Genomic DNA, 22,279 nt, shown 5'->3' with positions numbered 1-22,279 from the left:
TGCTGATTGCTTCGTTTAACCAGAAATAAAGGAATCACGAACTCTTTTCCAAAATGGAAACGGACGAAATCGAGCAAACCTTATTTTCTCTTTAGCCACTCGGCATTGAATCGACTTTACATCTTTATGAAGTAATGTTAAATGATCGATTGTTATTTGATAATCTACATCGTTTACGGGTTTAAGTAAGCATGTATGATGATCTGGTAAAACTAACGGTGAACCGATTGTACGAAAAACACGATTATTAATAGAGGCCATTTCTGCAATTTGTATGGCTGGTAATGACGGATGCAATATTGCCCCACCTAACGCTTTATTGTAAGCAGTACTTCCAGAAGGTGTGGAAATACAGAGACCATCTCCACGGAACGTTTCAAAAGGCTGGCCTTTAATTTCAACGTCCATTACTAACGTTCCTTCTACACTTTTCACTGTACATTCATTAAGCGCTAAATATCTCGTTTCTTTGCCACCATCTATGTAACGGATAATCACCTCTAGAAGAGGGTATTCAATAGTCTGATATGGTGTTTTAGCAATGGCGATGACGAGCTTTTCTATCTCCTCTGGTACCCAATCGGCATAAAAGCCTAAATGTCCAGTATGCACTCCGATAAAAGCAGTCTTATCTAATCTACTTTTGTAGCGATGAAAAGCATATAGTAATGTCCCGTCTCCACCAACGGAAACGACGATATCTGGACGATCCTCATCATAAATGAGCTCAAAGTCTTGCAAATATGTTTTCATTTTTAACATTAACGTATTCGACACTGCATCACCTTTGGACGTAATCGCAAACCTCATCTGCTCACCTCCCCATTATGTATCCATTTCTTTTTTTCTTGAGAATATTGCTTGTGCTTCTTGTATTTCCCCACGGATTTGGGACATTTCTTCGTCTAAAAGATAAGCGGCTTCCGCTGCTCGAACGAGACGTTCATGTATTTCTTGTGGAAACTGACCACTATATTTATAGTTTAAAGAATGCTCAATGGTAGCCCAAAAATTCATTGCTAACGTACGTATTTGAATTTCGACTAGAATAATCTTTTCTCCCTTAATCGTTTGAACTGGATATTCTATAACCATATGATAAGACCGATACCCGCTTTCTTTCTTTCGAGTTACGTAGTCTCTTTCTTCAATAATTTTAAAATCATTCCGCTTCCTCAACAAATCAACAACACGATGGATGTCATCAACGAACTGACACATCATACGTATTCCTGCAATGTCCTGCATTTCTTCTTCTAACCGCTCTAGCGGAATACCTTTACGTGTTGCTTTATCTAAAATGCTAGCAATTGGCTTTACACGTCCTGTTACGAATTCAATCGGTGTATGCTCTGAATGCATTTCAAACTGTGAACGAGCACCTTTCAATTTCACCTTTAATTCATCAATCGCCTGCTTATACGGCGCTAAAAATAAATCCCATTGTTGAATCATACGGCATACCCCTTTTAACTCTCTATATCTGCTTTGTAAGCATAAACTTCTTTATTAGGCGAAAAATACTTCGGTAACTTTCTTCTCCATGTCTTCCCCGTAGTTTGCGTTATCTTTAATATTTTCTACTAAGTATTGTAACTCTTCTGCAAACTGGGTTAATAATAATGCTATTTTTCCTACTACTAATACAATTGCTTTCTTTTCTTCCACCGCATTTTTTATCGCAGACCAAAAAGAATGTGAAATGCTCACATAAACAAATTCTGTTGCTGTTTCTAGCTTATAAATAAATGAAAGTTGGTCAGAATCTACTAACATTTGATTGCTCGCTTGCACTTCCTCAAGAGAGAAAGCCACTTCGTCAGCAAGTAATTGCAATTGCTGTGAATTAACTAACGTTTCTTTAATTTCTATTCTTTTTTGCATGTGCATCTCCTTCCAAGCGATTTCCTCCTATATTTTATCATAGTTTATTCCTTTCCATAAATTTTTCCTCAATCTTTTTCCATTGAAATTAGAATCATTTATGCCGATAATAGAAATAGACAAAGCGAAATGAGGAAATGTTATGCATCAAGAAATAGAGATTGAATTCAAAAATATCATAACGAAAGACGAGTATTCCCGTCTATTAAAAGCATTTCAACATACTGCCGATGAAGGTGTAATACAAATTAACCATTATTTAGATACACCTGACTTCCACTTAAAGCAAAACGGTTGTGCTTTACGTATACGCGAAAAAAATAAGGCGTACCAATTAACGTTGAAGCAACCTGCAGGAGAAGGACTGTTAGAAACTCATGAAACGATTCTTCAGTCAGATATGAACCGAATACTCGATGAAGGAAGACTATTGGATGGTGGTATCTCCTCTGTTTTGAAGACAAGCTTAAATATTGATCCTACTACTGTACAATATTTCGGCTCCCTTACGACAAAACGAGTGCAATTCTCTTATGAAAATGGCCTCCTCGTGTTAGACGAATCTAACTATTTAGGTGTTACGGATTATGAATTAGAATACGAGGCTTCCTCCTTTAAGGAAGGAAAAATAGTTTTTGAAAGGTTATTACACAAATACGAAATACCAATCCGTCCAACAAAAAATAAAATTGTACGATTTTACGAGCAAAAAAAAGCGTTAGAAGGTGACTATAAACATGAGAGTTAATCAGTATCGAACTCTTTTAGAAATTCAAGCGTTACAAAATATGAATGGAACAAACAAAAGCAACAATAACTTAACAACATTTTCTAGCATCTTTCAGCAAACGGTAGGGACTCCCCCTTCACAAAATGTTGGAAATAGCTTATTTACCCATCCATTAAATAGCGCTACAACAGAATCGTTATTACCACTTTTACAAAAATCTTTGGATCCTTTAAACACGAACACAACTTTGTTAACGAAAACAAACTATGACGACATTATTAAAGAAGCCTCCGAAAAATATAATGTCGATGCGAAACTGATTAGATCAGTTATCCAACACGAATCGAATTTTAACCCTAATGCGAAAAGTCATGCTGGTGCGATGGGACTAATGCAATTAATGCCTTCAACAGCCCGTGGCTTAGGTGTTTTGAATCCATTTGATCCGCGAGAAAATATATTAGGTGGAACGAAATATTTAAGTCAAATGCTCCAAAAGTATAACGGAAATACGACGTTAGCACTAGCTGCATATAATGCAGGACCAGGCAATGTAGATAAATACAATGGTATCCCACCATTTCGAGAAACAGAACGATACATTGCGAAAGTAACAGAAAGCTATTACGCATAACTTTAAAAGCCCTAAGACAAATTTAGGGCTTTTTTTAAGTCTATTTTCTCTTCTATAAAATAATATTTGGTAATTATTAGTGATTCCAACTCTTCTCCTAATAGTTTCCTTAGTTTTTCGAATCTAATTATTTGAGATATAACAACCACATTGATAAAATAATATACAATTAAATGAAATATTTGTTATCCATTGTAGATAATAAAAAAGCGTATTAATAGTCCTAAAACATATATTCGCTTAACTATTGAGAAGAGGAGTTCTTATTATGGTGAATCCAATCAAATCACCTTTTGAAGCAATTGGTGGGGAGGATGTTATTAATCGTTTAGTCGATGCTTTTTATGCACGTGTTAGCCAGCATCCAGATTTATCACCCATTTTTCCTGATGATCTAACTGAGACTGCCAGAAAGCAAAAACAATTTCTTACCCAATATTTAGGCGGACCTAATTTATATACTGAAGAACATGGTCACCCAATGTTACGGGCGCGTCACATGCCTTTTGAAATAACACCTAAACGGGCAAAAGCATGGTTAAGTTGTATGCAAAAAGCAATGGATGAAATCGAATTAGATAGTCCTTTGCGAACGGAATTTTTCCATAGGCTTGTACTAACAGCACAACATATGGTCAACACTCCAGATGATGAAGAGGAAGATTCCAGTGATTGAACAAGATAAACACTTTTTTTATTTAAATACAATCAAGCATACAACAAATAAACCAATAGAGATTTACTTATTTATTGATCCGTTATGTCCAGAATGTTGGGGTTTAGAACCGATTTTAAAGAAACTCCAAATTGAATATGGCCGTTATTTCACCATAAAGCATGTGTTAAGCGGGAAGCTTGCTACACTTAATCTAGGTAAGAAAAACGCTCCTGAAACGATGGCAAAGACTTGGGAGCGTACTGCAAATCGTTCTGGAATGTCCTGTGATGGTTCCCTTTGGCTAGAACAACCGATTTCCACACCATTTGCTGCTTCCGTTGCTATTAAAGCTGCGGAATTACAAGGACGAAGATCTGGTAGTAAGTTTTTACGAAAGCTTCAAGAGGTGTTGTTTTTACAAAAACAAGACATCTCTAACATCGACGTCTTGAAAGAATGTGCTATCTCCGTTCAGTTAGATGTGGAAGAGTTCGAAAGAGATTTGAAAGAAGAGTATGCAGCTAAAGCTTTACAATGCGACTTAAAGATCACATCCGAAATGGAAGTGCAAGAAATTCCTTCTCTCGTTTTCTTTAATGAAAATATTGAAGCGGAAGGTATTAAAGTTTCTGGTTGTCACTCATATGAAATATATGTAGAAATACTACAGGATATGATTAACGAGACATTAAAGCCAGATATACCACCATCTATTGAGCAGTTTTTAAAAAGGTTCGAATTTGTCGCGACGAAGGAATTAGCAGTAGTCTACAATTTAACTGAGCAAGAAGTTGAACGAGAAATGAAAAAGTTAGTCCTAAAGCAAAAAGTAGAACAAGTACCAGTAAAGTATGGTACATTCTGGAAGTATTTAGAATAATGAAAGGTCGGTGTACGCTAGTTACACTGACCTTTTTTGTTTACTTTTTAATTGTCGCACTACCTCTTTTGCTTTTATAAGGTCACTTTTACATACTTTTAACGTTTGAACCGGTGGGATGGAGGCTGCAAATCTTATATCTGTCTTCTCCATACTAATTTTATATTTTTTAATTCCTGCATCTCGAAGCAGTTGTTGTGCTTTATACATTTTCTTAACATCATTAGTAGTAAAAACGGGATACGATTTTGTAAAGAATGTGTCAATTAGCCATGAAATTATAAGTTTCCACCTCGCTGTGTAAAAGTAGTCTCTCCCTTTTGTATCCGATAACTATAGGAGACCTTCAACCCCTAAGGATCAATATGAATAAGAGATCTACTAAGATACGGATATTACTATTAAAAGTTTCATCATAATCGCATTTGCTTTACTAAAGCTTCACTTTTAATATCTCACTTCCTAACTTTTGGATCATTATTGACGCACTTGTGAGATTTTTTGCTGCACTCGCGACATTTATTGACGCACTTGCGACATTTATTGACGCACTCGCGACATTTATTGACGCACTTGCGACATTTATTGACGCACTTGCGACATTTATTGACGCACTTGCGACATTTATTGACGCACTTGCGACATTTATTGACGCCTCCTCCCGTCTATTCCATACAAAAGAAAACGCCCCGGCATAATTGCCAGGGCGTTTTCCTTGTCTTTAATAGACAACAAAGGGGATGGGAGAAATTTTTCACGGTCAAACAAAGGGGTATATGTTTGTATGTGAATCGTTTCACATCTATAATATATCAGATTTTGTCGACTTTTGGCAAGTCCCCTTTGTATTGTTTCACAACTTTGTAACATTTCCGTTTTGAATTTTCTAGTAAATTATATATAATCTTTCGCATACATTAGTACAAGACAGATAGTCCATTACGGGGAAGGATGAGTATTTATGAACAAGTGGACCTTTATTTTATCTATTGGGTTTATTATCTTTGCTTTTATTTTAAATATATTTGGTTTAATGCGCGTCTTTCCGCTTTTGTTTACATCGGTTCTTTTATTTTTATCCTTATTAATTTTTGTGTCGTTATTAAACAATCAGCATCGGTTTAGAGGGTTTAAATAAGATAGAAATAATTAGCTAATATTGACACGTCTATATATTAGCTATTAGTTACTAGTTAGGGTGATAATTTTGAAACACTTTATTCTGTATTGGAGAGTATTTTTCATTGTAGCACTTGTATTACTTTTTATAACAAATGTAATAAGTCCATTTATTTTCAGTTCATTTTTATCCGGAATCATTATCTTTTTTGGAATCCCTTGGGTATATACTAAGATTACAGAAAAGTAGCTTTGCAACTTGTTGTTGTACTATCAGCATCGAATGACAATATATTTTTTACAAATACAAAAGCAAGGTACAATATGCACCTTGCTTTTTAGTATTACGATAGTAGCTTTTCCATTTCTGTAAGCTTTTGCTCGAAAACTTTACATGCTTCTTCGATTGGTGAAGATTGTGTCATATCTACTCCTGCTTTTTTCAGTACTTCGATTGGATAGTCGGAGCTTCCAGCACTTAAAAATTCAATATAACGGTCTACTGCTGGTTGACCTTCTTCCAATATTTGCTTGCTTAATGCTGTTGCTGCACTATAACCAGTTGCATACTGATATACGTAGTAATTGTAATAGAAATGTGGTATTCTTGCCCACTCTAGACCAATTTCTTCATCAATATGAATGTTCTCTCCGAAATATTTCTTATTAAGTTCATAGTATTTTTCCGTAAATAAGTCAGCAGTTAACGCTTCACCGTTTTGAGCTAATTGGTGAATTTGGTGTTCGAATTCAGCAAACATCGTTTGTCGGAATACTGTACCACGGAATCCTTCTAAATAATGATTTAATAAGTAAAGCTTTTTCTGTTCATCATCGATTGTTTTTAATAAATAATCATTTAATAAAGCCTCGTTACAAGTAGAAGCAACCTCCGCTACGAAAATTGAATAATTTCCATACGGATACGGCTGAGTTTTCCGAGTATAGTAGCTATGAACAGAGTGTCCGAACTCGTGAGCTAACGTAAATAAGTTGTTAATATTATCTTGCCAGTTCATTAAGATGTAAGGATTTGTTCCGTACGTACCAGAAGAATAAGCACCTGAACGTTTTCCTTTATTTTCTTGAACATCTACCCAACGATTGTTAAAGCCTTCTTGAACGATGTTTAAATAATCTTCCCCGAGTGGAGCTAAACCTTTTAACAAATAGTCTTTCGCTTCACCATATGGAACTTTCATTTTCACATCTTTTATTAAAGGAGTATATAAATCATACATGTGTAGTTCATCTACACCTAACACTTTTTTACGTAGATCAACATAACGGTGTAAAAGGTGTAGGTTATCATTAATTGTATTCACTAAATTATCATAAACAGTTTCAGGTATATTGTTGTTACTTAACGCAGCATGGCGAGCTGAATCATAGTTACGTACTTTTGCTTGGAAATTATCCTTCTTGACAGTCCCCGAAAGCGTGCTTGCGAATGTATTTTTATATTTACCATACGTTTCATAAACACCTTTAAACGCATCTTCACGAACACGACGATCTTCACTTTCTAAAAAGCGAATATAACGACCATGCGTAATTTCTACTTCTTCCCCATTCTCATCTTTAATGGATGGGAACGTTAAATCAGCATTATTTAACATTCCGAACGTATTAGAAGAATTGCCCATTACTTCTGATGCTTGCGCTAATAACGATTCTTCTTTTGCTGAGAGAATATGTGGACGCTGGCGATTAATTTCGTCTAAGGCATGCTCATAAAGTTGTAAGTCTGAATTGTCTTGAACAAAATTCTTTAGCTGCTCTTCATCCATTGATAAAATTTCTGGCACAACAAATGATAAAGCACTCGCTACTTGAGTGTAAAGGTTCGCAGCTCGGTCATTTAATCCTTGGTAAAAAGCATTAGTGGTGTCTTGATCATAACGCATATGAGCATATGTATATAATTTACCTAAACGACTAGAAATTTCGTCTTGATATTGTAATACTTCATATAGTTTATTGGCAGAAGTAGATAGCGTTCCAGCAAATTCACTAATTTTCGGAATCATATTTTTCACTTCAAGGAATTCATTTTCCCAATCTTGATCAGTCGGAAAAATATCTTCTAATCTCCATGTATCTTCAACAGTTATTTCGTGACGCTCAGGTAACTTATTCACTGTTTTTTGTTCTGACATTTTGAAACCTCCTAAATTATAATGGCATCCTTCTATTATATGAGAAAATCTCCATTATAAGAAATATTTTGATTTTTTCTCCATTCAATATTATTCGACACTCTCCGTTTTTCTCCTTTTTAATTTTTCCTTTTAAAGAATAGTCATACTAACGAAATTGCTTTTATAAATCTTTCGTCTTGTTTCATTAACTCTTCCATATTAGCGTTAGAATTAATCGACCTTCTTTTCACATAAATGTTTTCCATTTTTTTACTTAGTAATCCAATGGCAACTAACGCTTCAACATATTGGCGAACAGCGTTTGTATAATCGACTCTTTCTACGAGTGGTAACGTTCTTATTTTAATTTTTCCTTCTTTTACTCTCCTTTCAAACATTTGTACAACAGAAGGAAGGTGAATAATAGAGCCGGTAGGTACAGTAAATATACAATCGTAAAAGAGCCATGCTTGCCATTCTATTAAAGGTGTTTGCATGAAAAATTGTGATGGAACAGGAAGACCGATCTCTGCAGGGAGCTGTGTTAACGAAACGCCATAATGTTGATAGCTATATTTTTTTAGCGCTATCATTCCGTTATACAGACAGTATTCGTACCGCCATTTTCGTTTATATTCAACCCAGCGCTTACGCCAATAAAATGGAAGTTTCATACTTGGAAAGCTGTGAACGTATAAATTTTCCGTTGAAAATGATAGGATAAACGCCTTTTGTTGACTATAAGGGAAGTAAGGAATAATGTATGTGAATTTTTTATCGTAAGGACAAAAGCTTATAAAAAATGGAGTGGTAGAATGGGTAGGATAATTTAAATATAGCCACTCAAACGAAGAAATTGTTTGATGAAGGGTATTTTGAAATCTTTTCTTACTTAAAATCCAAAGAGGAAACAAGTTTTGTGAGAAATAACTTTTCGTTCTTTCTACCATTAATGTTGCTGGAATAGTAGAACATTGAAATTCAACGGCATAACGTCTGTTTTTCGTTTCTAGCAGCACATCTATACGTTGCCTCGTTTCTATCACGTAATGTTCCATCGTTGTGTTTCCATATTTTTTTAGTAAATAATAGAGTTGCCTTTTTCCTTCTAAATGGTACAGGGATTCTCGCTCTGTTGAGGCGTTGCAATCTGCACGGTAATGAGCAAAATGAGGACGTCTTTTTTGTCCGACTTTCATTTGAAGTTTTCCATCACATGCTGGGCAAAAATATGGACCACTATTGGGAATTGGCTTACCATCTAATAATGAATAGTACGAGCCATCTTCTCTTTTTGCTATAAACATTTTCCATCTATCTCCTTTGATTAGCTAGGAAATAGAAACTGACACTCTTTACTTCGACAAATTTTTTATATATCCTTTTAAAAAAATAAAAAACCTAGAAATATCTCTAGGTTTTATAAGAGTGGGCTCGTTAAACGGCATAACGACTCCATTATTCTTTGATAGAAAGGTCGATTTGCAAATACTTCTTTAACAATCGGTTTAGAGTTCTTTATATCATCTTCATAGTCTTCCACAAGTTTGTGTAAGCTTTTCGTATTATACAAAAAAGCATTAACTTCAAAATTCAAATGAAAGCTACGCATATCCATGTTTGCAGTACCAATTGACGCAACTTCTTCATCTACAATAATGACTTTACTATGCAAAAAGCCTTTTTCGTATTCAAAAACTTTCACGCCTGCTTCCATTAGTTCAGGAAAATAAGAACGAGAAGCGTAAAAAACAATCTTTTTATCAGGACGGCTTGGCATTAATAACCTTACATCTACACCACTTAATGCAGCAACTTTTAAAGCAGAAAAAATATCGTCGTCTGGAATGAAATATGGTGAAGCAATCCAAATCGTTTTCCTCGCTGACGTAATCATCGCAAAAAATAAGTTTTTGATAACTTCCCATTCTTGGTCAGGTCCACCTGCAATCATTTGAACTCCGCCATGATTAATATTTTCTTGTAATTTAGGAGATAAATACTCTGGTGAAAGCAAAGATTGTTCGGTCATATAATACCAGTCTTGTAAAAAAATAAGTTGTAGTGAACGAACCGCCTTACCTTTTACATAAAGATGAGTGTCTCGCCAATATCCGAAATATTTATCTTTACCTAAATATTCATCCCCAATATTTAAGCCACCTACGAAGCCGATGTTTCCATCAATAACGATTATTTTTCGATGGTTTCGGAAATTAATTTTATTATTAAACACTGGAAAGCGAACAGGTGAAAAAGGAACAATTTGCACTCCGGCTTCTTTTAAATCATTAATATATTTGTTTGATAGCTTAAAACTACCAACTGCATCGTATAAAAAGCGGACGATGACCCCTTCTTTTGCTTTCTTAATAAGGATATTTTTAATTTTGTTTCCTAAATCATCATGGCGAACGATGTAATATTCTAAATGAATATGGTGGTTGGCTTTTTCTAGTTCTTCTATTATTTTTGAAAACGTCTCGTCTCCATCCGTTAAAACCCTCGTTTCTGTCGCAAATGAAATTGGGCTTCTTCCAAGATTCTTGGAAAGTTGAAAAAGCGAACGATATTCATTACCGAGCAGCTTCATTTCTTCTTCTGAATAGCTTCGATGGCCTTCTATATGTTCTGCTGTATGTTTATCCAATAACGCCTTCTTTTGAAAGAGTCTTTGCTTTCGGACATTCCTGCCAAACAAAATATAAAATATAAACCCTAATACAGGGAAGCTCCCTAATACGACTAACCATGTTAACGTTCTAGTTGGATGTCGATTTTCAAAAAATATGAGAAAAGCAATGAATAGAACTGACAAGGGAAACAAAACGGAGAGTATCCCAAGTACCCATCCACCAAGATAGTCCTTAAAAACATATAAAATAGAAATAACCGCTAACAAAAACAAAGTGACTCTAAACGTATTTTTCAAGTATCCCACCTCCGATGTCACCTAAAACGAGTATAACGTTTTAAGGCTTAAAAAAACCGATTCCATTTCAATGAAATCGGTACACGATTATAGTGAAAAGTGCTTTGAAATTTCTTCCATAGCATTTCCTTTATTAATTATCGTACCATACTCAGCTAGACGGTGAATCGTTACTTGTGTTTCTTCACCGTACTCAAGTAAGACACTTAGTACATTATCTATTTGATCATCCGTATAATGCTCGCTTGCAAAATCTACGTATAAATAATATTTTCCTTCAAAGGAGTATAGACTATTTTCCATGTTATCTAAGTTTTTTAACCGATGACTGACAGAAATGAAATCTTCAAAGTCTTTAAACTTAATCATAAACTGTAGTAAATCTTCATCTTCATTTCCTAGTTCATCATCTTCTTTAGTAGGGTTAAAATGATGATCTAACATTGATTCAATACGCTCATCAACTGGGAAATCCATCTTTTTATCTTCTGAAATTGGAACTTCGAAAGTCTTTCCATCTCTTGATAATTGCGCAAGTGTAACAATTACTTCTAATCCTTTATCTAAAGCTTGCACTTGTATCCAAAGTGGGCCCTCCACAGCAAAATCTTCTTCATCATGAGCCTCATCCATCATTTCCCAAAACAATTCTTCACTACGCTCACGATTGTACCAAATTTCTTCCCTAGAAAAGCCTCTTTCCTCTATATCACCATACGAAATATAAAATTTAACTGTATTTTCGTTAATTCTTTCGATTTCCATTTTTCATAACAACTCCCTTCAATGATAGGTAAATGATACACGCTTCCTACCAATATTTATTTTGGAAGCAATTAGAGATGAACATTAATCCATTCACGTCTCATTTTCCTTTTTTTCGTTCCTTTGGAAGGGAAACCTCCATAAAAACTGACCTATTGTAATACTGTTTCCATTTACTAACTAGCATAAACATATAGTCTATGCATCAATAAAATACCTTGTACTCTTATTCTATGACATTTATTGTTGGAATGGAAATAAAAAATGCTAAATTTCAAAAAAACGACTCCTGCCTATACGAAAAGCGGAGGCGGCTCGCTCAGGTCCAATCAAACTGGAGCTTTTCCGCAGGAGATAAAGGAAACACAACGAGCCAGGAGGCGAGTTGATGTTGACTTATCGTACGGAGGAAAAGTGAAGTTTGAGCCGGACCTAGCCGCCGGAGCTAGACAATCCGAAAAGCGGAGGGCGTTTGGTAGCGGCGTACAAACTGGACCTTTCCTGCCGGAGATAAAGGAAACACAGCGAACGTCAGTGAGCTGATGTTGACTTATCGTACAGAAGGAAAGGGAAGTTTGATAGCCGCTAACGCCCGGAGCTAGACAATCTGAAAAGCGGAGGCGGCTCGCTTATGTCCAATCAAACTGGAGCTTTCAAACAAAATAAAAGCAATATCCATTTACTTTCCATAAGACTATCAAGTTCGTTTGAAAAAAACAAGCATATTATCCTCGCTTCCCCATTATATTTAATATTAATGGGACAAGAAGGAGAGATATCGTGGACATAGAATTAATTACTTCCATTCTTATTATAATTGGGATAGATATTATACTTGGTGGTGACAATGCTATTTTAATTGCGTTAGCATGTCGTGAACTACCAGAGAAACTTCGTAATAAAGCGATCATTATTGGAACAGTATTAGCTATCGTTTGTCGTATTGTATTAACTATTCTCGCTGTCTACTTATTAACAGTCCCTTTTCTACAATTTGTTGGCGGTGTTTTACTTGCTTACATAGCTTACGGATTGTTAAAGAAAGAAGAAGAGCAAGTTAATGTACGCGGTAGCGCTTCTTTATTCACTGCTATTAAAACAATAATTGTAGCAGATCTCGTTATGGGATTTGATAATGTTATGGCAGTAGCAGGAGCAGCACATGGACAGTTTATTCTTGTAGTTATTGGACTTCTATTCTCCATTCCGATCATTATTTGGGGAAGTAAAATTATCCTTTTAATCATGGAGAAATATCCTATTGTTATATACATCGGAGCCGCTATTTTAGCATACACAGCTGGTAAGATGATGATCTCGGAGCCGATGATTCAACATGCGATTCCTTCTTCGAATTGGCTTAATATATTTCCGTTTGCCGTTATCTTATTCGTAACAGGCTTATCCTATATCCAAAAGTTTACGAGAAGAACGACTATTCAATAAAATTTCCAGTCTTTCCTATTCCTATTATCTATAATTAAAAATTGAGATAGGGGGAGGCGACTAACCTCCATTTATCCCTCTCACACCACCGTACGTACGGTTCCGTATACGGCGGTTCCAGTTATGTCGAACGTTGTAAATCATATCTCGCAGTAATACTTTTCAATCCAAGGGAAAGCCAATATGCTTTCCCTAGTGTTTTGTGTAGTATAGGACTTTTGGATATTCTCCAATAAGCCTTCCTCGTATTGCCCCATTCGTGTGCTTTCCATTTCGGTATACCCAGTTCGATGAGTCTCTTGACCTTTGTACGCGGGAGTTTCCATTCCTTCCAGCGAATCATTCTTAATCTTCGGTTAAGCCATCCTTCAAGTTTAACGATTACAGAACGAGTGTCAGCTAAATGGTAGTAGTTAACCCATCCAACGAGATATTCGTTAAGTTTAAAAAGTCTATCTTCCATAGCTATTGATCTACGTCTGCTTGTAAGTTTCCTTATTTTATCTTTAAACCGTTTTATTGATTGAGGTGATATTCTCACCTTCGGTTTTCGGTTATTTGTAAAGCTGAATCCGAGGAATTTTCTTTTCCAAGGTCGGTCTACAGCACTTTTCTCTCTGTTAACCTTTAACTTAAGTTTCCCTTCGATAAATTGAGTCATAGCTTTCATAACCCTTTCACCGGCTCTTTTAGATTTCACGTAGATATTACAATCATCGGCGTATCGGACAAAACGGTGCCCTTTGCGTTCCAACTCTTTATCTAGCTCATCCAAAACAATATTTGAAAGTAATGGGCTTAGTGGTCCGCCTTGCGGTGTGCCTTCAAGGTTTGGACTGACAAGTCCGCCTTCCATAACGCCTGAGGTTAGAAAGCGTCTAATTATTCTTTGTAAAGTTCTGTCTTTAATCCTCGTAGCTAACTTACTCATTAATCTATCATGATTGACCTTGTCAAAGAACTTCTCGAGGTCGATGTCCACTACCCATCTATATCCTTCTTCTATGTAGCTTTGAGCCAGCTTGACTGCTTGATGCGTTCGCCTGTTTGGGCGAAAACCAAAGCTACATTCAGAGAATCCAGGGTCGTATATTTTGGTAAGCACTTGGGTAATTGCCTGTTGAATGAAACGGTCTGTCACGGTTGGGATTCCTAGTTTCCTCTTCCCTTTGCCATCTGATTTCGGGATTTCGACTCGACGGACAGGGGAAGGGATATAGGTTCCCTCGGAAAGGGATTTGCGTAGATCATTCCAATTGAGCATAATATGTCCGCGAAGAGCAGTAACTGGCATTTCATCCACTCCATGCTTTCCCTTGTTCCTTTCTACTCTCTTAATTGCGTTAAGTAGGTTTTCCCGTGACAGGATTTGTTCCATTAACATTGATATAACCTCCATCGTAAATAGGTTTTCTGATTGTGTTCTTTCCAATCTCCACCCTATTCATCGTCCCCCATGGATTCACCATTTCCTCCGATAAACAGGTACCTTGTTTTCTGTTTCATTGAATGGAAGATACGCCTAGTTCCTATTTTCCATAACCAGTTCAGCCCTTCCTTATCCTCTTAAGCGAATAAGTACTATGGCTTCTGCTGACGCCTGTCGTTCAACCTATCCTCACAGATAAGCTTACCGTATGAGTACGGCGTATCGACAGGTTCTCCCCGGGTAAGAGTGTAGACTTTCCTTCCATGTCTCCGCCTCATTTACTCTGTGACACCTTCGGCAGTATGGACTTTGTCTTGTATTGCAGACTCATCCAGTATCACCTAGCCTTATATGAGATTCGTGTTCCTCGGAGCAGAAGTTTGCCGCCGACTTCCTTCAGATATGAAGGTCACCCCGCATATCCTTGTCTTGAGCTACGGCTACTACTGCCTTCGCCGTTCGGGACTTGCACCCTAGAGCCTACACCCATGCCGGGCACACAATAACGAAGAGGTCAATCTATGATTGACCTCTTTTTAATTACATATTTACTAAGCGTTGTGCTTCTCGTAATTGATAACTTCTAACTTTACGTGGTAAAAATCTACGAATTTCATCTTCGTTGTATCCAACTTGTAATCTTTTTTCATCAATAATAATTGGTCTTCTTAATAACCCAGGGTGCTCTTGAACAACAGAGTACAGCTCCTGTAAAGGCATCGATTCCACATTTATATTCAGTTTTTGGAATACCTTTGATCTTGTTGAAATGATTTCATCTGTACCTTCTTCTGTCATTCGTAAAATTTCTTTAATCTCTTGTAGAGATAGTGGTTCCGAAAAAATGTTTCTTTCTTTAAATGGAATATCGTGCTCCTCTAACCACGCTTTTGCTTTACGACAAGATGTACAACTTGGAGATGTATATAACGTTACCATGAACTTTTCCTCTCCTTTTAACGAATATGGACAATGCTAATCTATAATAATTATTCTTATTTGAAATAACTTTAATTTAGTAATTTCTATTATCAATTATACATGAAAAATGTTAAAAAATATAGTCTAATTTCTTCTATTTATACACTTTACACTTCCTGTATGTACTTTTTTTCCTCACTCCTTTAATATTTAGCCATTGATAATGATTATTAATGACTACTCTTTATACATTATATAACGAAAAATCGAATATAAAAGTTTCATTTTTTTGAACGTTTTAACGAATGTTCACAAAATGTTAACATTTCCAACACTCCCTTTATATCCTGTTAAATCTTAAATTGTACGCTGCACTTATACATGATAGTTTTATATTTAGACAACATAAGTAAGAGGTGATATTTTTTGTTTAAAAAATTTCTATTATTATTTTTACTCCCTTTCTTGTTAGTAGCTTGTACTCAAAAAGAAATAACAAGTCAAAATACGGAAGGCAACGAAATTCCTGTAACAGTAGAAACTGTTTCCGTTCAAAACATTACGAATTCCATTGAGTTATCTGGTGTTGCAGTACCTAGTGTACAAATGCCCCTATTAACTACTTCCCCTCTGACGGTTGAGAAAGTTCACGTTCGAATTGGAGATCGTGTTAAAAAGGACGACCTAATCGTTACGTTAGATTCTTCAACTGCAAAAGAACAAGTCGCTCAAACAAGAGAAGCGATAAATGAACTAGAAAATGCATTATCTAAAATGAAAGAAGTGGAAAATATGGCGAGTAATGATACTCTTCTTTCTGAAATACCCAAACTCCAAGAGGAATTAAACCAATCTCTACAAAAATCTCAAAGCCTGTTAGACGGTGTTGAGACTGGAGCAGTCACCTCACTAGATTTAATTCAAAGTTCAATAGAAGTAATGATAAAACAAGCACAACTTTCGTCTGTAGCTAGTCAAGTTCAACAAATACCAACCTTTAATACAGCAGAATTAGAAATGCAATTAAAACAAGCACGCCAAAGTTTGAGACAAGCGGAGCAATTAGAAGAACTAACACGCATCACAAGTCCAATTGATGGCATTATATCAGAATTAAATGTTATAGAAGATGGAATTGCGACGCCACAATTACCGATCGCTACCGTTATTCAACTTGATACAATTAATGCAACCTTTGCTGTGAATAGTTATCAAGTTAGTAGTTTATTACCTGGGCAAAATGTAACCTTAACTTTTCAAGGTGTATCTGACTCGTACGAATCGTCCATTGATGTCGTATCACCTACTGTTAACCAACAAACAAATATGTTTACCGTTACAGTACCTGTAAGTAATACAGAAGGGAAAATATTAGGTGGAATGCGAACTACTGCAATTGTAGATATTGATGAATTAGAGGCCCAAACTGTAGTGCCCATCGAAGCAGTCCTGTATGAAGAAAATGAACCATATGTTTTTGTAATTGAAAATAATAAGGCGGTTCGAAGACAAATAACAGTTGGTTTCAGAGATGATAAAGTTATTCAAGTTATGGAAGGTTTATCCGAAGGTGACATAGTCGTAACCTCTGGGAAGGAACGATTGAAAGATGGTTCTGAAATTTTAATTCAAGAAAGTGGACAAGATTCATGAATATAGCAAAGTTATCCGTTTTAAGACCAATAGCAATGTCTATGGTTATTGTTCTCATGCTTATATTAGGTGGAGTAAGTATGAGAGGAATGCCTGTGGATTTATTTCCTGAATTAACATTCCCTATCGTGGCTGTTACGACAACGTACGAAGGGGCAGGTCCAGAGGAAATTGAAAACTTAGTTTCAAGCCCTATTGAAAATGCGATGGGAACTTTACCTAACGTAGAATCTGTTACTTCCATTTCTCGGTCTGGAGGTTCACTTGTACTAGTCGCCTTTGAATGGGGTACAGATATGGATTTTGCTTCACTCGACATGCGAGAAAGAATCGATTCGGTTCGTGACTTTTTACCAGCTGGTGCGAATACACCGAGAGTTCTACGGTTTAATCCTAGTGATTTACCGATTGTTCAATTAGCTGTTACCGATCCGACTGGTGAAATGACAAAAGCAAAACAATTGGCTGAGCAAGAAATTGTCCCTGTTTTAAATAATGTTGATGGGATTGCATCCATTTCTGTTGAAGGTGGGGCTGCGAACGAAATACGAATTACGTTAGATCCAAATAAATTAAATTCTTATGGAGTAACGTTAGATCAACTTCAACAAATTATCGCCTCTGAAAATTTAAATTTACCTGGAGGGGCCCTACAGGACCAAAATCAAAATTTACCAATAAGAATAACTGGACAATATGAAAATATTTTTGACGTTAAAAGTCTTCCAATTCCAACTAAAAACGGAGTAATTACACTTGATGAGCTTGGTGAAATAATAGAAACATTAGAGCCAACGACTCAACTTAGTTACTTAAACGGGGAGCCTGCTGTAGGTATTTCTATTTTAAAACAATCAGGCTCTAACACAGTTACTGTAGCAAATGATATCGAAAAACAAATAGAAGAAATGAAAAAAATATTACCAGAAGGGGTACAAATAAAATCAATCTTTAACCAGAGTGATTTTATTGAACAATCCATTCGAGCAGTAGCAACAAATATGATTGTTGGTAGTATACTTGCAGCACTAGTACTTTTTCTCTTTTTAAGAAATGTACGAAGCACATTAATTATCGCCTTCTCGATTCCTATATCTATCGTTACTACTTTTATCTTTATGTATTTCACAGGTCAAACTCTCAATTTATTAACGCTTGGTGGATTAGCATTAGGTATTGGTATGATGGTCGATAACGCGATTGTTATTTTAGAGAACATTTATCGCCTACGCCAAAGTGGATTGTCTTTAAAGGATGCCGCAATTAAAGGGGCTGGGGAAGTTGGACCTGCTATCGTTGCTTCTACTTTGACGACCGTAATCGTCTTTTTACCGATTGTATTTGTTGACGGCTTAGCAGCTCAATTGTTTAAACCACTCGCTTTAGTTATTTCTTTTTCATTACTAGCATCTTTATTTACAGCTTTAATTATTGTACCTTTATTTTCTTCCCTTCTTTTAAAGGTGAATAAAAAGCAATCGAATTTCGAAGAAAGGTTTTCTACTTTTACTCAATGGTACAGACGTGTATTACAATCAGCACTTAAACACCCAAAAAAGACGGTTTCGCTCGTTTTATTTCTGTTTTCTATTTCACTAATAGGCATTCCGTTCTTAGGAAAAGAATTTTTACCTCAACAGGACCAAAGTTTTATTTCTATGTCGGCTAGGTTGCCAGAAGGAAGCGCTTTAGAAGCAACTTACGCTGTTATGGAAGATATTAATGAACAATTACAAATGTTAGATGAAATAGATTCTACGTTTATTACAGTTGGCGGAGCTGATAACTTTTCCGTTCGAGCAGGTACGCAAACGAACCGAGCAAATTATAGTATTTTATTAAAACCTGTAAATGAACGGAATAGAACAGATATGCAAATAGCAGATGACATTAGGCAACGTTTAAAAAACATTCCTGGCGCGGATATTTCAATTTCATCTAGCGATTCCGGCTTTTCATCTCATCCTATTTCATTAAGCATTACAGGACCAGAATTAAACACTTTAAAAGGTATAGCAGATGATGTCATTTCTATAATTTCAGAGGTAGACGGTGTAAGAGAACCTACTTCTAACTATACAGAAGGGAACCCTGAGATAGTTGTTCAGCTTGATCGCACAAAAGCTAGTCAATACGGGATAGGTAGCGCTCAAGTAGCAATGGCTGTTTCGAACGCTACTAGAGGTATTGTTGCCTCTCAACTTGCTCGAGACGGTGAAGAGTTAAATATTCGACTTGCATTAGAAGATACATATACTCAATCTATTGAACAGCTTGAAAATTTACTTATTACAACACCACTCGGTGAAACGATTCCGTTACAAGCTGTTGCTAGCATTAGTCGCGGACAAGGGCCAACGCAAATTACGAGAACAAATCGTTTACGGGAAATAACGGTAAATGCCCATATTGTAGATCGTGATTTAGGCAGTATTGTAGACGATATTGAAAAGGAATTAAGAGATAGGATATATTTACCAACAAACCAATACAAAATCTCGTTCGGTGGTCAAGACGAGCAAATGAACGATGCTTTCTTTAAGCTGGGAGGAGCTCTACTTCTAGCAATCGTTTTAGTGTACATGGTGATGGCCGGCCAATTTGAATCTTATTTCTACCCTTTGATCATAATGTTTTCTATTCCGCTAACGGCAATAGGTATAATTACTGGGTTACTCTTAACGAATCAACCTATTGGAGTTGGCTCACTCGTCGGGATGCTCATATTAACCGGAATCGTCGTTAATAATGCGATTGTATTCGTAGATTATGTCAACATATTAAAAAAGCAAGGTCTTTCAACGACAGAAGCAATTTTAGAAGCAGGTCCTACGAGAATACGACCAATCTTCATGACTGCACTAACAACTATTTTAGGTTTAATTCCTTTAACGATTGGAATTGGAGAGGGAATGGAGATTCAACAACCAATGGCAATTGTTATCGTATTTGGTTTAAGCTTTGCAACGGTGATTACTTTAATTTTCATCCCAGTCGTTTATTACCTATTTGATCAATGGCGAGAAAAAAGAAGAAATGCTAAAGATCAAATAACAGCCTAATTTGTATTGGAGGGGAAAATACAATGATCAAAAAAGGCTTATTTGTTTTCATCCTTCTCTTTGCCTGTTTTATCATTTATCCTGCAGCCAACGCTGAATCACCAAGAAACATTTCGTACATTGCCATCGGTGATTCATTAACTGCAGGTTACGGCTCAACAGAACATAATTATTTAAGAATTAACGGTTTTGTTCCACAGTTTGTTTCCTATTTAAGAGAAGCTAACGAAGTAACAGTTGAAAATTACGGGATACCTGGAATATCAAGCATAGGGCTACTCACATACCTACAAACAGATATAGGCTTGCAAAACCGACTAAAAGGGGCAGATATTATTACACTTTCTATTGGGGGTAATGATTTTTTACAAACAATTAGAGCCCTACCAAATGTTGAAGAACGTGAATTAAAACAGCGAGCGCTCTTGTTAGAACAAACGTATAATGCATTATATGCTTTTTTACGTGACTTAAATAAAGAGGCTCAAATATATTTAATCGGCCTATATAACCCATATCCAGAGAATCATCCGTTACGTGAACCTGGAGTTAGATATGCGGAGGCCTTTAATGAGCAGCTAGAAAAACATAGTAAGAAAGATAACACGTTTCTAATTAACCCTTTGCAACCTTTTTTTAATAAGGAAACTACGTATACGCATATAAAAGAGGACGACATCCACCCTACAGATGAAGGATACACCATCATCGTGAAAGAGCTTATTAAACAGTACGAGGAATTCAATCAAGAATGAAGAAGTTAAGGCTCTCCAAAACATTTAGACAGTGGGAAACGATTCGTTTTCCCACTGTCTTTGTATTAATAACTAACATACGTGCAATATTTAAACCTATTCTATTTTAATGTGTTAGATGTAAAAAGTTCTAAAAGTCAGTCTCTACTGACTTTTAGGACATCCCTCGTTTATATTTGCCGTAGCATATCGTCCTCATTATTTTCATTATATGTTAATACCTTTTCAACAGCTTCATATGATTCACCATACAGTTGCTTATCTTTGTACGTATGAATTTGTTCATACATCTTTTTCATACCATTGTATATCGTTTCCTCATCTTCGTTTGTTGGAGACCAATACAATATTTCCATTTGATTCACTTCGTTCGTTGCTAAACTACGACGTCTATACCCGATAGAGGACGCATGCTGAAATCCTTCACGTTTGTAAAAACGCAACCTTTTTTCCGAATCAGAATCTTCATAATCAATTGGTTCCACCTCTAAAATAATTGGTTTATTTTTATTTTTTAGTTTTTCAATAAGTTTTCTACCTAACCCTTGTCCTCTTGCGTTGCTGGACACGAATAAATAGTCAATAAAAATAAACTGTTCGAACTCCGCATACATTAATACGTGATGTTCTCCTTCATCTTTATGATAAACTTCCCCTTGCTCTTTTAATAATAATTCCATATGTTCCTTCGACTTCATTTCCTCTATTGGAAAATATTGGTTTAGTTTTTCATACCAATTCACAGGTTAGTTAAACTCCTTTCTACCTTATATATATGTGAACGTAAAACAGATTCGTGCTTATAAATGTTAATATCCCCCCTTTCTTTTCCGGTAAACATGCAATACAATAAAGATAAGAGGTAAAGATTTTAATTCCTAAAAATAGTTATTAAAAAGATTTTTACATAAAAAGGGGATGGAATTATGCTTGATTACTTTATCGATTTTACAATTGTGATGGTGTTAATTATTGCGATAACTGCTGTGATGGGTGTTCTTACAAACGGTATTGGGGAAAGACTTTTTGGCGGAAAAAAGAAAACAGTCGTTGCTGATAAATCAATAAGTATCCAAACAGGTTGGAAAAATGTTGGGGGAAAAAACAATAATTAACGGGGCTGTCCTAAAAGTCAGTAGAAACTGACTTTTAGGACTTCTTTTGTTCGTGTCCCTTATTAGGATTTCAAAATTTCATTAGTTATTACTACAAATTGTGTTTATTCTTTATACCATGAAAACCTACTTTCTGAATGAAATCCTTACAAACA

At 35.9% G+C, this 22,279-nt stretch carries 23 protein-coding genes; 12 read left to right on the top strand and 11 right to left on the bottom strand.

Annotation, left to right across the window (positions count from 1 at the left end; all coding sequences use genetic code 11):
- Positions 1–15: 15 nt before the first annotated feature.
- From BC6307_RS04685 to BC6307_RS04675, 3 genes are read right to left on the bottom strand one after another with little or no spacing between them, the layout of a single operon-like run.
- The gene (locus BC6307_RS04685; RefSeq protein ID WP_066421478.1) at positions 16–810 is read right to left on the bottom strand and encodes an NAD kinase; all 795 of its coding nucleotides are present in this window, start codon (positions 808–810) and stop codon (positions 16–18) included.
- A gap of 15 nt (positions 811–825) precedes the next feature.
- Complete coding sequence (yjbM, locus tag BC6307_RS04680) at positions 826–1,455, bottom strand: GTP diphosphokinase (protein ID WP_066421480.1); 630 nt, start codon at positions 1,453–1,455, stop codon at positions 826–828.
- Between the two features lie 54 nt (positions 1,456–1,509).
- Positions 1,510–1,884, bottom strand: a complete 375-nt coding sequence (locus tag BC6307_RS04675; protein WP_066421482.1) for a UPF0738 family protein — start codon at positions 1,882–1,884, stop codon at positions 1,510–1,512.
- 142 nt (positions 1,885–2,026) lie between these two features.
- Between BC6307_RS04675 and BC6307_RS04670 the strand changes: the two genes are divergently transcribed.
- From BC6307_RS04670 to BC6307_RS04655, 4 genes are all read left to right on the top strand, one after another.
- Complete coding sequence (locus BC6307_RS04670; protein WP_066421484.1) at positions 2,027–2,632, top strand: CYTH domain-containing protein; 606 nt, start codon at positions 2,027–2,029, stop codon at positions 2,630–2,632.
- Positions 2,622–3,248: a lytic transglycosylase domain-containing protein gene (locus tag BC6307_RS04665; protein WP_066421486.1), complete on the top strand. Its 627-nt coding sequence runs from the start codon at positions 2,622–2,624 to the stop codon at positions 3,246–3,248. Before BC6307_RS04670 ends, BC6307_RS04665 begins: the two co-directional genes overlap by 11 nt.
- Before the next feature lie 268 nt (positions 3,249–3,516).
- Positions 3,517–3,924, top strand: a complete 408-nt coding sequence (locus BC6307_RS04660; RefSeq protein ID WP_066421488.1) for a globin domain-containing protein — start codon at positions 3,517–3,519, stop codon at positions 3,922–3,924.
- Entirely contained in the window at positions 3,917–4,786 is an 870-nt protein-coding gene (locus BC6307_RS04655; protein ID WP_270065807.1) for a ClpXP adapter SpxH family protein, read from the top strand. Before BC6307_RS04660 ends, BC6307_RS04655 begins: the two co-directional genes overlap by 8 nt.
- A gap of 21 nt (positions 4,787–4,807) precedes the next feature.
- Here BC6307_RS04655 and BC6307_RS04650 read toward each other — a convergent pair whose 3' ends face one another.
- A complete protein-coding gene (locus BC6307_RS04650; protein WP_066421489.1) occupies positions 4,808–4,996 on the bottom strand; it encodes a hypothetical protein in 189 nt (62 codons plus the stop codon).
- 281 nt (positions 4,997–5,277) lie between these two features.
- Here BC6307_RS04650 and BC6307_RS04645 point away from each other — a divergent pair, with 281 nt between their 5' ends.
- Positions 5,278–5,484: a hypothetical protein gene (locus BC6307_RS04645; RefSeq protein ID WP_094366072.1), complete on the top strand. Its 207-nt coding sequence runs from the start codon at positions 5,278–5,280 to the stop codon at positions 5,482–5,484.
- Between the two features lie 263 nt (positions 5,485–5,747).
- The gene (locus BC6307_RS24985; RefSeq protein WP_169714869.1) at positions 5,748–5,924 is read left to right on the top strand and encodes a hypothetical protein; all 177 of its coding nucleotides are present in this window, start codon (positions 5,748–5,750) and stop codon (positions 5,922–5,924) included.
- Positions 5,925–6,249: 325 nt separating this feature from the next.
- Here the strand turns inward: BC6307_RS24985 and pepF are convergent, their stop codons facing one another.
- The 4 genes from pepF to mecA form a co-directional block, all read right to left on the bottom strand.
- Positions 6,250–8,064 (bottom strand): oligoendopeptidase F, encoded by a 1,815-nt coding sequence (pepF, locus tag BC6307_RS04640; protein WP_066421722.1) that lies wholly within the window; start codon positions 8,062–8,064, stop codon positions 6,250–6,252.
- Positions 8,065–8,207: 143 nt separating this feature from the next.
- Positions 8,208–9,353 carry a competence protein CoiA gene (locus BC6307_RS04635; RefSeq protein ID WP_066421723.1) on the bottom strand — a complete coding sequence of 382 codons (1,146 nt, stop codon included), beginning with the start codon at positions 9,351–9,353 and terminating at the stop codon, positions 8,208–8,210.
- Positions 9,354–9,466: 113 nt separating this feature from the next.
- Positions 9,467–10,978: a cardiolipin synthase gene (gene cls, locus BC6307_RS04630; RefSeq protein ID WP_066421724.1), complete on the bottom strand. Its 1,512-nt coding sequence runs from the start codon at positions 10,976–10,978 to the stop codon at positions 9,467–9,469.
- 87 nt (positions 10,979–11,065) lie between these two features.
- The gene (gene mecA / locus BC6307_RS04625) at positions 11,066–11,743 is read right to left on the bottom strand and encodes an adaptor protein MecA (protein ID WP_066421725.1); all 678 of its coding nucleotides are present in this window, start codon (positions 11,741–11,743) and stop codon (positions 11,066–11,068) included.
- Positions 11,744–12,374: 631 nt separating this feature from the next.
- Here mecA and BC6307_RS24710 point away from each other — a divergent pair.
- Together BC6307_RS24710 and BC6307_RS04615 are read left to right on the top strand one after the other, a co-directional pair.
- The gene (locus BC6307_RS24710; RefSeq protein WP_157729274.1) at positions 12,375–12,533 is read left to right on the top strand and encodes a hypothetical protein; all 159 of its coding nucleotides are present in this window, start codon (positions 12,375–12,377) and stop codon (positions 12,531–12,533) included.
- Positions 12,524–13,189, top strand: coding sequence for a TerC family protein (locus tag BC6307_RS04615; RefSeq protein WP_066422073.1), 666 nt, complete (start codon positions 12,524–12,526; stop codon positions 13,187–13,189). The genes BC6307_RS24710 and BC6307_RS04615 overlap by 10 nt, the downstream gene beginning before the upstream one ends.
- A 121-nt stretch (positions 13,190–13,310) precedes the next feature.
- On the opposite strand, the gene ltrA is transcribed toward BC6307_RS04615, so the two are convergent.
- Together ltrA and spxA are read right to left on the bottom strand one after the other, a co-directional pair.
- On the bottom strand, positions 13,311–14,573 hold the full coding sequence (gene ltrA / locus BC6307_RS04610; protein WP_066422026.1) for a group II intron reverse transcriptase/maturase: 1,263 nt from the start codon (positions 14,571–14,573) through the stop codon (positions 13,311–13,313).
- A gap of 585 nt (positions 14,574–15,158) precedes the next feature.
- Positions 15,159–15,557, bottom strand: a complete 399-nt coding sequence (spxA, locus tag BC6307_RS04600) for a transcriptional regulator SpxA (protein WP_066416607.1) — start codon at positions 15,555–15,557, stop codon at positions 15,159–15,161.
- A 408-nt stretch (positions 15,558–15,965) separates the two neighbouring features.
- On the opposite strand from spxA, the gene BC6307_RS04595 reads away from it, so the two are divergent.
- The 3 genes from BC6307_RS04595 to BC6307_RS04585 are packed head-to-tail and all read left to right on the top strand — an operon-like array spanning position 15,966 to position 21,009.
- Positions 15,966–17,192, top strand: a complete 1,227-nt coding sequence (locus BC6307_RS04595; protein ID WP_066416609.1) for an efflux RND transporter periplasmic adaptor subunit — start codon at positions 15,966–15,968, stop codon at positions 17,190–17,192.
- Positions 17,189–20,254, top strand: coding sequence for an efflux RND transporter permease subunit (locus BC6307_RS04590; protein ID WP_066416611.1), 3,066 nt, complete (start codon positions 17,189–17,191; stop codon positions 20,252–20,254). The genes BC6307_RS04595 and BC6307_RS04590 overlap by 4 nt, the downstream gene beginning before the upstream one ends.
- A 23-nt stretch (positions 20,255–20,277) precedes the next feature.
- Complete coding sequence (locus BC6307_RS04585) at positions 20,278–21,009, top strand: SGNH/GDSL hydrolase family protein (RefSeq protein WP_066416614.1); 732 nt, start codon at positions 20,278–20,280, stop codon at positions 21,007–21,009.
- A gap of 170 nt (positions 21,010–21,179) precedes the next feature.
- Here the strand turns inward: BC6307_RS04585 and BC6307_RS04580 are convergent, their stop codons facing one another.
- Positions 21,180–21,752, bottom strand: a complete 573-nt coding sequence (locus BC6307_RS04580; protein ID WP_066416616.1) for a GNAT family N-acetyltransferase — start codon at positions 21,750–21,752, stop codon at positions 21,180–21,182.
- A 183-nt stretch (positions 21,753–21,935) separates the two neighbouring features.
- Between BC6307_RS04580 and BC6307_RS04575 the strand changes: the two genes are divergently transcribed.
- The gene (locus BC6307_RS04575) at positions 21,936–22,124 is read left to right on the top strand and encodes a hypothetical protein (RefSeq protein WP_066416618.1); all 189 of its coding nucleotides are present in this window, start codon (positions 21,936–21,938) and stop codon (positions 22,122–22,124) included.
- Positions 22,125–22,279: the final 155 nt, after the last annotated feature.

The organism is Sutcliffiella cohnii (assembly GCF_002250055.1).
GTDB lineage: Bacteria > Bacillota > Bacilli > Bacillales > Bacillaceae_I > Sutcliffiella > Sutcliffiella cohnii.
This window is presented reverse-complemented; position numbering and strand designations above follow the sequence as displayed.